Origin of the sequence: Iocasia fonsfrigidae (genome assembly GCF_017751145.1) — a bacterium.
Taxonomy (GTDB): domain Bacteria; phylum Bacillota; class Halanaerobiia; order Halanaerobiales; family DTU029; genus Iocasia; species Iocasia fonsfrigidae.
The window spans coordinates 3,757,939-3,771,781 of the sequence record NZ_CP046640.1; the positions used below are offsets into that span (position 1 = coordinate 3,757,939).

At 29.1% G+C, this 13,843-nt stretch carries 13 protein-coding genes and 1 pseudogene; all 14 read right to left on the minus strand.

The window, feature by feature from the left end:
- Positions 1-26: 26 nt before the first annotated feature.
- The 14 genes and pseudogenes from tnpC to GM661_RS18080 all read right to left on the minus strand — a co-directional run bounded on the left by tnpC (position 27) and on the right by GM661_RS18080 (position 13,816).
- A complete protein-coding gene (tnpC, locus tag GM661_RS18015) occupies positions 27-1,622 on the minus strand; it encodes an IS66 family transposase (RefSeq protein WP_230868042.1) in 1,596 nt (531 codons plus the stop codon).
- A 98-nt stretch (positions 1,623-1,720) separates the two neighbouring features.
- Positions 1,721-2,077 carry an IS66 family insertion sequence element accessory protein TnpB gene (gene tnpB / locus GM661_RS18020; RefSeq protein WP_125989607.1) on the minus strand — a complete coding sequence of 119 codons (357 nt, stop codon included), beginning with the start codon at positions 2,075-2,077 and terminating at the stop codon, positions 1,721-1,723.
- A complete protein-coding gene (gene tnpA, locus GM661_RS18025; RefSeq protein WP_230868043.1) occupies positions 2,071-2,391 on the minus strand; it encodes an IS66 family insertion sequence element accessory protein TnpA in 321 nt (106 codons plus the stop codon). Before tnpA ends, tnpB begins: the two co-directional genes overlap by 7 nt.
- 25 nt (positions 2,392-2,416) lie before the next feature.
- Positions 2,417-2,542: an AAA family ATPase gene (locus GM661_RS18030; protein WP_230868044.1), complete on the minus strand. Its 126-nt coding sequence runs from the start codon at positions 2,540-2,542 to the stop codon at positions 2,417-2,419.
- Positions 2,543-2,594: 52 nt separating this feature from the next.
- Positions 2,595-2,909 carry a galactokinase family protein gene (locus tag GM661_RS18035; RefSeq protein WP_230868045.1) on the minus strand — a complete coding sequence of 105 codons (315 nt, stop codon included), beginning with the start codon at positions 2,907-2,909 and terminating at the stop codon, positions 2,595-2,597.
- Positions 2,902-4,092 carry a glycosyltransferase family 4 protein gene (locus tag GM661_RS18040; RefSeq protein ID WP_230868046.1) on the minus strand — a complete coding sequence of 397 codons (1,191 nt, stop codon included), beginning with the start codon at positions 4,090-4,092 and terminating at the stop codon, positions 2,902-2,904. The genes GM661_RS18035 and GM661_RS18040 overlap by 8 nt, the downstream gene beginning before the upstream one ends.
- Positions 4,093-4,160: 68 nt before the next feature.
- Positions 4,161-5,309 carry a glycosyltransferase gene (locus GM661_RS18045; protein WP_230868047.1) on the minus strand — a complete coding sequence of 383 codons (1,149 nt, stop codon included), beginning with the start codon at positions 5,307-5,309 and terminating at the stop codon, positions 4,161-4,163.
- 43 nt (positions 5,310-5,352) lie between these two features.
- The gene (locus GM661_RS18050) at positions 5,353-6,486 is read right to left on the minus strand and encodes an O-antigen ligase family protein (RefSeq protein WP_230868048.1); all 1,134 of its coding nucleotides are present in this window, start codon (positions 6,484-6,486) and stop codon (positions 5,353-5,355) included.
- Between the two features lie 27 nt (positions 6,487-6,513).
- Positions 6,514-7,692, minus strand: a complete 1,179-nt coding sequence (locus tag GM661_RS18055) for a glycosyltransferase (protein ID WP_230868049.1) — start codon at positions 7,690-7,692, stop codon at positions 6,514-6,516.
- 32 nt (positions 7,693-7,724) lie between these two features.
- The gene (locus GM661_RS18060) at positions 7,725-9,104 is read right to left on the minus strand and encodes a hypothetical protein (protein WP_230868050.1); all 1,380 of its coding nucleotides are present in this window, start codon (positions 9,102-9,104) and stop codon (positions 7,725-7,727) included.
- Positions 9,101-9,575, minus strand: a pseudogene (locus GM661_RS19255) (acyltransferase). Before GM661_RS19255 ends, GM661_RS18060 begins: the two are co-directional and overlap by 4 nt.
- A gap of 573 nt (positions 9,576-10,148) precedes the next feature.
- Positions 10,149-11,102 carry a hypothetical protein gene (locus tag GM661_RS18070; protein ID WP_230868052.1) on the minus strand — a complete coding sequence of 318 codons (954 nt, stop codon included), beginning with the start codon at positions 11,100-11,102 and terminating at the stop codon, positions 10,149-10,151.
- A complete protein-coding gene (locus tag GM661_RS18075; protein ID WP_230868053.1) occupies positions 11,078-12,151 on the minus strand; it encodes an N-acetylneuraminate synthase family protein in 1,074 nt (357 codons plus the stop codon). The genes GM661_RS18070 and GM661_RS18075 overlap by 25 nt, the downstream gene beginning before the upstream one ends.
- A 6-nt stretch (positions 12,152-12,157) precedes the next feature.
- The gene (locus GM661_RS18080) at positions 12,158-13,816 is read right to left on the minus strand and encodes a cytidylyltransferase domain-containing protein (protein WP_230868054.1); all 1,659 of its coding nucleotides are present in this window, start codon (positions 13,814-13,816) and stop codon (positions 12,158-12,160) included.
- Between the last annotated feature and the right edge of the window lie 27 nt (positions 13,817-13,843).

Consider the following 13,843-nt stretch of genomic DNA (forward strand, 5'->3'; position numbering starts at 1 on the left):
GGAAAAATTGAGGACATTATGATAGGCTAATTCTTATGAGGAATCCTGCATTCTTCCGGAATAGATTGAGACCAAGGTAATAATTCATCTAATTGTTCAATATTTTGTAGATCAATGTTGGGTAGTTTCTCAAAAAGATATTTTAGATAAAAGAATGGTACTAAGTTGTTTGCTTTGGCGGTCTCTATGATACTGTAAGTAATGGCACTGGCTGTAGCTCCTTTTACCGACTTGGAAAATAGAAAGTTCTTTCTCCCAATAACAAAGGGCTTGATTGCTCTTTCTGCCCGATTATTACTGATCTCTAGTCTACCATCCAGGAGAAAGGCTTCTAGTTTAGGCCATTGATTGAGACAATATTTAATAGCTTTGCTGAGACCACTTTTAGGTAAAGTCTGTTGTTCCTTGATTTTTAGCCATGACAAAAAGGCCTCCAGAACTGGTTTGCTTTGTTCAAGGCGTTTTTGATATCTTTCTTCAGCTGATAAGTCTTTTAAGTCCCGTTCAATCTGGAAGAGTCGATTGCAGAAATTCAGACCTTCCTCAGCATTAGTTTTTAAGTGAACAGAGCCTTTAGGTAATGCCTTTAAGGCATCTGTGAAACCACGTCTAGCGTGAGCGAAACATCCGAGCTGGGTGACGTTCTGAACACTATTGTATCCAGCATAGCCATCGGTTTGAAGAAACCCACTGAATCCAGTTAAGAACTTCTTCGGATGTTCATTAGCCCTGGAAGGTTGATATTCATATAAGTAGATCGGTGGACTGGAAACTCCAGTAGCATAGAGCCACATATATGATTTGCTTTTAGCTGCTTTACCTTTTTCAGATAAAACCTGAAGTGTAGTTTCATCAGCATGTACGATATCTTCTTTTAATAAATATTCATATATTCTATCATATAGATAGTTAAGCCAGTTGTTGGCTCCATGGATTACCCAGTTAGCCAGATTTTGACGGGATAGCTCAATGCCAAAATTCTTAAATTGTTTCTCCTGTCTGTAAAGAGGTACTGCTTGAGAATATTTGGTATCCATGATATATGCCAGTAACGATGGAGAGAGAAAACTCCCTTTTAAAACTGGATTAGGCATAGGAGCAGTAATTACTGGAGTTGTGATATTTTCCTTTTCGCAATTTCTACAGGCATAAACATCACGAACATGTTCAACAACCTTAACCTGAGCAGGAATAATCTTTAATTCTTTTCTAATTTCCTTACTCATGACATGAAGTTGCTTACCACATTGCGGACAGATCTGCTCAGCTTCATCTAGATGATATTCAATGACTTCAACAGGGAGATCTTCGAAGGACTTTTTCTTTTTGTTTTTGCCCTTACGTCTTTTATATGTAATCTCCTCAAGTTCAGCTTCTTTGAGACTGACCTTAGCTTCCTGTTCAGCCTCATTAAAAATTGATAACTGATTAGAATTAGATTTTTCACTAGAAGCACCAAATCGCCTTTGTTGGTTTAAGCGAAATTGTTCCTCATACCAGTTTAATTTAGCTGTCAATTCTTCAATTTGTTGAGCCTGTATTGCAATTTTATCTTCTAAAGATAGCTCTTGATTTTCTTCTTTATTAACTTGTATAGTCGTTGATTTATCAGTAGTTTTCATAAGTTTATTATATCATTTTTAGGAGAAAAAAGATACTAAAATTAAGCGTAAAAGCTCTGATTTTACAATGTTTTTGAGCCTTTTGTCTAAAGTTTATTTTAGATGATTATTCTTTCTTTAACGGCAGGATGAGCACCTTTTTGATGAATAGATAAACCATCAAGTAACCACCTGAATTGTCTTTCATCAATCATTACTGTAGAGCCAGTAGTACCATCAGGCCATCTGAATCTGCTTTTTTCCAGGCGTTTGTAGTGTAACCAGAAACCATCATTATCCCATTCCAGAATTTTGAGCTTGTCCTGCTTTCTGTTACAGAAGACAAAGAGGTCATGAGAAAAGGGATTGAGCTTAAAACTCTCCTGAACTATTAAGGATAGGCCATTGATTGATTTCCTAAGATCTGTAGGCCCCAGGGATAAATATACTTTATTGATATGATGCTGATTTAACATTGTTCTTTAAGAATCCTGATAAGAGTTTCAAAAGTATTAGAATCAAAACCTGGAACGACCTCTATGATCGCCTGACCTATAGTTATTTTTATGGTTTTAGTTTCAGAATTGTTATTTTCTGCTCGGGCAGGAAATACAGCTGTCCATTTAGTTTGACTAGATTCCTGTTCTTTCTTTTCCTTATTAAATTTATGAATATAGTATCTTAGAGAATTAATGTTTAGACCATTCTCTTCACACCATTTGGCAGCAGTTAAACTACTTGCTTTGTAATCCTGGATTCTTTCAATCCAGATTTCACGTTTGTTATTCATCTTCAAATAACCTCCCTCAGGGAAATTATCTCATAGATTTCGGCTGTAAGGAATGTGGGTTATATTTGACGCTTACATTAGTCTTATCGACATATAAATAACTTTCTTTCCTTAGTGATTTAAAATCAGATATCCCATAAGGTATCTTCATCCACATATCCCCCTCATAAATTCTAAACTTAGTCTCTGTCATAATTATACAATTATACCAGGCTTAAAGCAAGCCTGGTATAAAATGTGTCAGGTATCATCTCCGGGACATTATCTATATGGAAGTATTCTTCATCAGGAAAGTCCAGGCTCTGAACCCGGATATATCCATCATCATTAGCAGCAAAGACCATATCAACACTGGAATCAAGAGCCATCCCGGTAACCAATCCCTCCTGATGGTCAACATGAGCCCCCAGGGGGCAAATACGCAGTGGAGATCTAGCCAATTTAATATCCCCAACATTATCTTGATATCTTTTCTTAAATTTTTTAAATAAACTTTCCATTTGCTCACCTTTACCCATCTAGAAATTTAAACCCTTTATCCTTTAATAGTCCCGCATAAATCATATCTATTTCTTTCACCATGTTTTCAACTGTCCATTTATTATTTACCTTAGTTCTGGAATAGCTACCCATTTTCTCCCTCAATTTATTATCATTAATTAATCCTATTATTTTCTCTATCATGGCATCAGTATCTTTCAGCGGGACTATAAAGCCATTCTTTCCCTCTTCAACAATCTCCCAGGCTCCATCTACATCAAAGCTAACTATCGGCTTGCCTGTCGCTGCAGCCTGTACCAGTACACGGGGTAATCCTTCCCATAAAGAGGTCAAAACCTTTATATCCATGATGGCAAACATATTCTCTACATCGGTTCTATATCCAGTAAAAATAACATTTTTACTTAAGCCCATATCACTTACCTGTTTTTTAATTTCTTCTTCATAAGGACCACTGCCTACAATGAGAAATTTAATTTTATCATACTTACTTAAAATATTCCTGGCAACATTCAAGTAATATATATAACCCTTCCTCTTTTGTATCTTGGAGACATTTCCAATAATAAAGTCATCACTATCAATCCCTAATTCTTCTTTAATTTGTTTTAATCTCTCTAGAGTATATTCTGAAACATTTAAAAACCTGGATAACTCCATACCACTGTATACAGTAGTATATCTATCTTCTTCCCCTATACCAGCCTCAAGATACTTCTTCTTCATATCTTCCCCAACAGTAATAAAGTGGTCTGTAAAAATAGCACAGAACCTCTCAATATTCTTAAACAAAAACTTTTTTAAAGGGTGTATTGTGTCAGGAAACGTTATACCATGTATTCCATGAATAATTATAGGAACACCTGCCATCTTGGCAGCTATCCGACCTAAAACACCTGCCTTGGCAATATGGGTATGAACAATATCATATTTGTTTTTTTTAATAATTTTATACATTTGCCAGACCGCTTTAATTTCATTTAGAGGGGATATATCCCTCACTAAACTATCTATCTTATAAAGCCTGATACCTTCTCTTAAATTTAGGTTCTCCATCATACCCGAATTATTTTCTTTACCTATCATTAAATCTATATCATATTTTTTATTACCCAGGCAATTTATTGTATAGAGGGTATTCTCATCTGCCCCTCCATTAGCTAGTCTGGTAATAATGTGTAAGATCTTTGCTTTAGACACTTATTGACACCCTCACATAATCCTAATTTAAGTTGCTTAATTTCATTTTATTTTTACAATAATATCTATTAAATACTATCCAATAAATTTTCAAATTTACTTATATATGTTTTTAAAGAAAAATCATTCTCTACCTTTCTTCTGCCCTCTTTTCCCATTTCTTTCATTTCCTCTTTATTATCAATCATATATTCTATCTTTGCAACTAATTCATTTTTATTACCCTTATCTACTATAAAACCAGTCTTTCCATTATCAATTGCCTCATTTGTCCCTCCTGCATTAGTAGCAACTACAGGTTTAGCCATTGCCATAGCTTCTATTACTACTCTAGGCAAACCTTCATTCTTAGAACATAAAACAAATAAATCAATAGAAGATAAAAAATCAGTAATATCATCTACCCAACCAACAAACTTAATTTTTTTTTCTAAATTATAGTTTTTTATTTTTCTTTTTAATTTATTATAATAAGTTACACTATTCCTTGGTGGTTCACCTGCTATTACAAATTTAATGTTTTTTGCTACTCTATTTAATTCTCTGGCCATATCAACAAAATCGTCATAGCCTTTTCTAAGAGTAATAGAACCAGCAGTCCCTATAATAATTTCTTCATCAAACTTGAATTTAGCTCCTTTATTATCGTCATATTCTTTTAAATTAAACCCCGTATATATAGTCTCAAATTTGTATGCCTTTTTTTTCAAATATTTCTCATCAAATATATCTCTTACCCCTTCAGATATTGTTATTATTTTATCAGCCAATCTTGTCCCTATTTTATCGAAAATACCATTTGAAGTGTCAATTCTAACATACCAGAGCAAAGGTATTGTAAGTAATTTTGCTAATATACCAATTGTTAATACTCCCCGTAAATTATTACAATATAAAATATCCGGTTTTTCTTTTATTAAATACTTCAAAAATGAAATATTATATCTTATAAGACTTATTAAAACAAATAACTTCTTTAAAAAGGAATATCCCTTTATCTTTCCATCAAAAACATTTAAATTAGAAGAATACTTAATAACTTTGGCTTTAATACCTATTTTTTTAGCCTTATTAATCAATTCTCCCTTACCAGGTGTAATTACTATTGGTTCAAATTTATCTTTATTTAAACCCTTTAAGAGCCAGTATAAAGATTGTTGAGCACCAGTAAAGGAGGAATAATACGTTTCATAAAATACTATTTTCTTCTTTTTCAAATCATTCACTCCTAAGACCTCTGTTTAATTAATGCATGTAAAACTATGTTAATTCAATTTTATTAAGATAAATCAAAGAAATAAGAAACCAAAAAAAAGTATGCCGTATTCCATTATGTGTAAGACCATATAAACAAATAGGAAACAAGATATATATACAGGCAAAATCGTTTTTATAAATAACCTGAAACATTATTAAAGCAAAAATAGCAAGTCCAATTATACCATAGGAAAAAAACAAATTGCCAATTGTCGAATGTATTTCTCTTCCCCCAATTTGACTCTTAAATCTAGAAAACATCCCCTCCCCTGCACCAAATAAAAGATACCTGGGATAATTCCATATTCTATCATATCCCCTACCTACAAGACTATCATCATTCTCTTGTCCAATTGTATAAATTCTTTCTCCAACTGTCTTAAACAAATCAGTCTCAACTATTAATCCTAAATTAAAAATCAAAACTATAAGAAGTAATATTATTAAAAACAAATTTACCAAAAATAATTTAACATTTTTTTTAGAGAAATAAAAAAAACAAATACACATAACTAAACTACTAACTATAGCTGCCTTAGATAAAGAAACTATAATTAAAATAATAGACGCAGCTAAAACAGAATAAAACAAATATAAATTTAATTTAATTTTATTAACTAAATAAAAAATAATAGATAAAGATAGTAGTCCAAAATATCCCAGTTGGTTGGGATTATTAAAAAAATTAGTCCTTCGATATATCCCAGGGTTAATATTAATAAAAATCAAAGCAAACTGAATTATTACTGAAACCACTACTGCATAATAAATATATTTGTAAATCCTATTCCCAATTTTTTTATGCATAACTATAATACATAAACTGGCCAAGAAATTATACAGATACCAGATAGAAGAATAAAAAATTGAAAACTCCCCACCTAATAAAATACTCCATATTCCATTAATAATTGTAGTATACATAAAAAACAAAACAACCAACATAATATATCTTTTATTGTCTATCGTTAAATATAATTTCTTAAATACAAACGTAAGTATAAATAATACAAGTAATATAAAGTCTGCTATCTGAGGTGTTCCGCTTTTAAAGAAATAAAATGGCTTTAATAAAAAGTATAGTAAAAATAATACAAAATAGATATTAGTTTGTTGTACTTTGACTTTATAATCCATATTATCCTCTCGCAATATATAATTTTATTATAACAATTTACTCCATTCTTCTACAATACCTGAAACCTCAAATTCATTGGCCCTCTTAATTGATTTTTCACAATAACTGTTTCTAAGCTCTTGATTTTGCAACATTTTAATGATTTGATTCGCTAAAATATCTTCTTCTCTTGTTAACTTAACATCTGCTTGATACTTATTACCATCACATACTGGTACTAACACACCATACTCTGCATATTCAGCCTTTTTAGTCTGTTTCTTTATATCAGTATCAGGTGCTAATATTTCCCTAGGACCTGCTTTACAATCAGTAGATATAACTGATATACCACATGCCATAGACTCTATTACTACATTTCCAAATCCCTCATATAATGATGAAAACACAAATAATTTAGATTTATTAATATATTTAAACGGATTTTTTTGGAATCCTAAAAAATATATATCTTTCAATAATCCTAGGTTTTTAGCTAATTCTTTTAGATAATATTCTAATTCTCCCTGACCTAATATAAATAGCTTGGCATTTTTGACTCTTTCTTTAACTTTTTTTAAAGCTCTTATTAGATGCCATTGACCCTTTTGATGTGTTAACCTACCTATATTTATTATTGTTGGGTTTTTAAATGCAATTTCATATTTTTTTTCTAACTCTTGATTAGCTAATTTTTTTATATTATAAATGTTACATGGGTTATATATAACTGTTATTTTATTTGCATCCAAATTAAAATTATCTATTAAATCTGCTTTAACCATTTTAGATATTGCAACTATAATATCAGCTTTACCATAAAAAAATCTGATTAGAAATTTATAGATACTACCATAAACCCCTTTAAGTTGTTTCGATTTTAAATTTCGTATTGAAATTAAAGTCTTTTTCCTCTTTGTAATTATATTTACTAAATTAGAATTACCAAGAAAACTTATTGTTACATCTAAATCATATTTTTCTTTTATTTTTTTCACTTTATAAATTCTTTTAATAAAAGCTAAGAATTTAGAAAAAGGGTTATTAGTTGTTGTAATATTTAAATCAATAATTTCTCCTTTATATGGGTAATCTATTTTACTCCCATCATATAGTATTATTTTCATATTAACATTTTCTGATAACCCACAAGACAAATTAGAAACTACTCTTTCTGCCCCACCATTAGATAATGTAGGAATTATAATTCCTATATTTTTTTTCATATTATCATTCCTTATAAAATATATCAAATCCTTTATTTAAAAAAATACTCTTTCTCATAAGAGATCTGTCCAAACTCATTAATTTTCTCACATACTTCATCAGCATTATCAGATACCTTTACAATATCTTGCTCAATTAAAAATTGCATATACTCTATGCCAGGCAAGTTAACTAATACAGTTTTACATCCAAAAACCAATCCTTCATATATAGCTGTAGAAAACACTCCCACCAGATAGTTTGAACTGGCAAAATAATCATATAAATCTTTATTATTATGATCAATAACTTCAAAATTTTTTAACTTATTTGCTAAAACAAGCTCTTCATATTCACTCTTCCATCTATCATATTCTCCAGGATGTAACTTATATATTATATTGTAATCTTTTAACCGCTGAGCTACTTTATATGCTATTTTAGACATCTCTTGACCAATAACTCCCTGGGAAATAAACAATATCTGTTTTTCCTTTTTTTCAATATCAGAATACTTCTTTATTCTCTTATTCATATACGGAAATCCATATGAAATAATATTTTCCTCTTTTACTGGCAATTTTACTGACTCTGACCAATATTCTCCAAATATATAAAATACATCTGGGAAGTATTCTAATTCTTTATTACACTCGGGGAAATTATATCCTAAATGATATGGACTAAAAGTTCCATGCTGTATTTCTATAACCTGTATATCATTATCTTTAGCTGCAGAAATTAATGCTGCTTTCCCATAAGAGACAACTACATAAACCTTGCTTGGCTTTCTTTTTTTGAATAATTTATTATAAAATTTATAATTATATTTAAAATTTTTAATGCCTTTAATAAATAGTCTTTTCAGGTTAATACTAATATTAAAATAACCATTAATTTCTTTTTCAACAGTTTTTATATATTTTAACTGATACTCACTAAATTTCACCCTGTATAATTTTTTAGGTATAAATGAACTTATTGATAAATAATCAAGATATTTGCGGTTAGGTTCTTTTTTAGTCCAATGTTTCCTTAAATAAGGTCTCTCAATCACATCATAATTGTAATCATTGACATCTAAATTATCAAGCAGATATTTAGTATAAATATCTATATATTCTCCATCAACATATATTTTCCGTGAATGATCAAATATTAATATATCTTTTTGGTAATTTCCTTTTAAAGGATTTTTTAATATGGCATTATATAAATAACATGGAAAAGCTTTAATCTTATCCCATAAACTGTTTTTAGTAGTATGGGGTTTAGTAAAGACTCCTGTCTGCTGAGCAATTTGATAATATATCTTCATTCGTAAATACTGCCAGACTTTAACCCCATTAATTTCTTTATATAACAAATTATATTTATCTTCTAACTCCCATATTTTTTCACAGATTTGTTTAACAGAAATTTCATACATCAATGAAACCTGCCTTCTTTTTTTAGTCTTTTATAATGTTTTATATCTCTATATTTAAATACCTTAGCTGGATGACCCCCAACAATAGCATATTGGGGAATATCTGTAACAACCACACTCCCTGCCTGAATAATTGCTCCTTCTCCTATAGTAACCCCCCCCCTAAGATTACAACTCTACTTCCTAACCAAACATTATCTTTAATTATTATATCTCTCTTTATATAACTATTATCATAAGGTATAGCGTTACCATTATTATAATTATGATTTTGAGTAATCATTAAGCATCCTTCGCCAGAATGAAAATTATCACCTATAACTACTTTCCCTCCACCACGTATACTCATGCCATTAAAATTAACATTATTACCTAAAATAGTATTTTAGACACACTGGATTTTCTATTAGTTTTAAGTCCTATTCCCACACTATGAGCCTTAACTTTTATTTTTACATTAAAATATGGCCTCATTACATTATATTTTATAAATCTACTAATACCAGACTTGTATTTTATAAGTATTTTAAGTATTTTTAAAAACAAATATATCACCCTATTTCTTACTATTTTTAAGATTTTGTTGTTTATACCCTCAGCAAACTTATTAGTTTTTTTGTTTAAAAGTATTTGATTATTTATAACTCCAACATTAAATAATATCTTTATCTTCATAAAAGAACCTTATCTTTAAAAATAAAATAGTATATGGAGAATATAGTAATACAAATTTTAATTCCCAGCAAAATAAGATATGAACTTATATAATTAAACAAAATGATATAAGTAGAACTTAATAATAATAATAAAACAAAATTAGGAATAAGCTTTCTTAAATTAATAATTTCTTCCTTTAAAACAAACCTTGCATTAGTATAATGTAAAGAAAAAAGTAATAAATATGATGCAAAAGTCGTATAGGCAGCAACACTATAACCATATATAGGTATTAACCAATAATTAACCCTATATAACCAGCAATAAATTTATTTAAAGAAATTAACCATGTTTATTTTTCAATATGAAACATATTGAAAAAATAATCACTTAATCCTCATTAAATTGTGAAAGAGAATAATCAATATTATCTATTCTTCTTATCTCCTGTACCATACCAGGAATTAAATATGAATCAATTAATCTAAATTTATGGTCTAATATATATATATATCCATTTACTTTAGTTCTCTTATTTCTTTTAGCATAATCAGAACCACCAACTAACAAATATTCATCTGTAACTGATAAACCTCTCATAAAATGCTTTCCTCTAAAAACTTGAACACCATTTTTCATGAGCGACATATTCATTGAATCACAATAAAACAATTGTTCCTTATATTTAACAATATTATGAGCATTGGAAGCTTTAGTATCTATTTTTCTATTTATATTTAAATTTTCATCCAAAACTAATATCTCACTATTTCTACCTGTCTTTGTTGTTTCATTATGACACATTAATAGAAATTCTTTCTCTTTTTTATAGATAGAATTAATATGCCCATAATTTTTTGAATTTCTTCCATTTTTTAATTTACCTAACGGATAAAATTCATCGCAATCTATATTTTGTAAATCACACTTCAATATTCTATTGTTATATGAATCTGTAATATATAGATAGTTATTAATAAAATCAATTTGGTGACACCCAGGAGATATATTATCAATTAGAATTTTACCATCCTTTTGAAATGAATAATTTTTATTTAACGCTAAATGGATTATTCTCCCTTTTAAGTTTCCTAACCTTTCAAAAATATATAAATTATCATTGTATTTAGTTATCCCATAAAATCTTCCTTGTAATATTTTATACAATTTATTATTCCTTAAGATAAATAGTCCCCTTTTTGTTGCAACTATATAAACCCCTTCAATTTTATTTGTGTTATTAATTACAATTGGTTCAATATCTATTTTAATAGGTCTTAAGGAATATAATTTATTTCTTAATAAGTAAAATGAACTCTTTATTTTTGCTCTATATTGGTCCATTTAATTAATTCATCCTCCTGAACTTTTTCTCTAGCTACTCTTCCTATAACCATATCTAAATCATCCGGCGAAATACCTGTTCCAGGCCTTTTAAAAGTTATTTTCTCTCTACTTACAATATCCCCTTTATTTATATTAACTTTGGCAACAATGCTTCTCCTCGCTTGTTTTCGAGACTCTGCTTCACATTCTAAAGGATGTTTATAATAATCACCTGTTATTTTTTTAATTAAACTAAGATTATTAGAAAACTTTTTCAAATCATCTGGATCCATAGCATGATAGTGATCATTACCTTGCAATGTCTTATCAAGAGTAAAATGCTTTTCAATAACTTTAGCACCATAAAGATATGCTGTAGTAAGGGTTATCATAGTATCATCAGGGCGTGTATGATCAGAGAAACCCAATAAATAATCAGGAAAAACCTGTCCTAAATGTTTAATCATATTTAAATTGGCATCTTCATAACCAGTAGGATAATCTAAAACACAATGCATTAAACAAATTTCCTCGTTCCCAGTTTCTACAATTGTATTGACCGCCTTTTCTATTTCACCTAAAGTCGATGCCCCTGTTGATAAAAATACTGGTTTACCTTTCTCTGCCATATATTTAATAAAAGGGAGATTAGTTATATCTGATGAAGATATTTTATAAATAGGCATTAAATCGTTTAAATAATCAACAGCCTGAAAATCAAAAGGAGTAGACATAAATATAATCTCTGTAGATTCGCAATAAGCTGCCAGCTCCTCATACTCAGCCTGTCCAAATTTATCAAACTTAGTAAATAATTCATACTGGGATGATGTAGGTTCCTCACTTTGATCCCAATAGGCAGGTGAATTTTTTGACGCTATTTTCCCTGCCTTATATGTCTGAAATTTAACGGCATCTGCCCCATTTTCATTTGCTTTATCAATCATTAATTTAGCTGCTTCCATAAGACTGAGACCTTCTTTTTTAGCTATGTCATAATAATTAACACCTATTTCAGCAATACTAAAAACTTCATCTTCATCAATTATTCTTTGATAAATACTCATCAAATCTCATCCTTTCCATTTTTCATGTTCCTTAAAAATCAAGTTTAAAACATTATTAATACCAAATTTTAAATCATTTTTCAGCATTAAATAATTACATTTTTTACGCAATTTATAATCCTTAACTAAATTTAGTAATGTATCTTTTATTTCCCTATCACTAACCTCATAACCTAAGCCCAAGTTAATAATACCATTATCAGCACAAGCAAAAGTATGACGTAATTCACGGTTGTTTTGTGCTAAGACTATAGTTGGTGTGCCTATTGAAGCTATTTCATAAACTGTTCTTCCAGCAGAAGTAATTACTATATCTGCTTTTTTCATATATCTACTAATATCACTCACATTTTGTCTTATCTCAACATCAATATTAAAGCTATCAATCTTCTTTTTTAAACTATCCATTCTTTCATATCCTAAGCCTACTATAATTGTGATTTTTATACCATCTAAGTTTAAATCATTAATTAATTTAATAATCCTACCAGTATAATTATTAGAATCAGTTCCTCCAAACGTAAGTAATATCTCTTTTACTTCTTCACTAACTTTTTTAGGATTTAGTAAATAAAACTCTTCTCGTAGACAATAATAAGCCTTACCCCAATAATGATTATTTAACGGATATTTTTCAGTATATAGGGCATTAATAACCAAATTAGCTTTTTTTGCCCCTTCCCCCATATCCTCAAAATTAACAACAAAAATATCTCTTTTATTTAAATACTTAATGTAATCTTCGGGAGTATCTAGAATATCATTAATAACAATATCTGGTTTGTACTGTTCAATAATTTTTTTTAATTCTACATTTTTTTCAAAAGTAAGCACAGGATAATTATGAGCTTTTATTATATTAACTCCTAAATTATGTTCACTTTTTGATACAAATAAAAACTCATGATCGATTAATCTATTAGCTAATAAAAGGGTTCTATATATATGCCCTAAGCCTATTTTTTTATACCCATCTACTCTAATAATTATTTTTTTTCTCTTTAATAACTTTTCAGCTATCCACCAATCCATTTCAGTATCTATATCGATTGCTTCAGTCTCTAGCATTTCTATTAAATCTATCTTCTTGCCAAAACGACTATTATTAGTTATAAATTTTCTTTTTGTAATTACAATACCACCTGTTTCCCTGTAATTAGGAGATAAATATTGTCTATTTTTTCTTTCTTCATAATTAGGTATATATTTACCACCTTTTTTTGTCCAAGTTAAGTGTCTATCATCTACTACTGACAATAATGTATCTATATCATTATTCAAAAACTTTTCAATAGCATTATCAATTGTTTTAGTTGATAACAAGGGACAAGTTGCCTGTAAAGTTACTACTAAATCATAATTTATTTTGCTTTGTTTTTCCAAAACATTAACAGCATGATTTATAACAGGATCTAATGGAACTTTATCTGTTGCCAATTTATCTGGTCTTCTTAAAGTATTAGCTCCAAACATTTCAGCTATATGACCAATTTCCATATCATCTGTTGAAACTATAACTTTATCTATATATTTACTAGCTAAAGCATTTCTAATGGAATAACTTATTAATGGTTTGTCTGCTAAGAATCTAACATTTTTACGAGGAATTCCTTTTGAACCACCTCTAGCAGGTATTATTGCTAAAACAGCTTTATTATCTAACATAATTAATTTCCTTTCTTAAACAAAAAA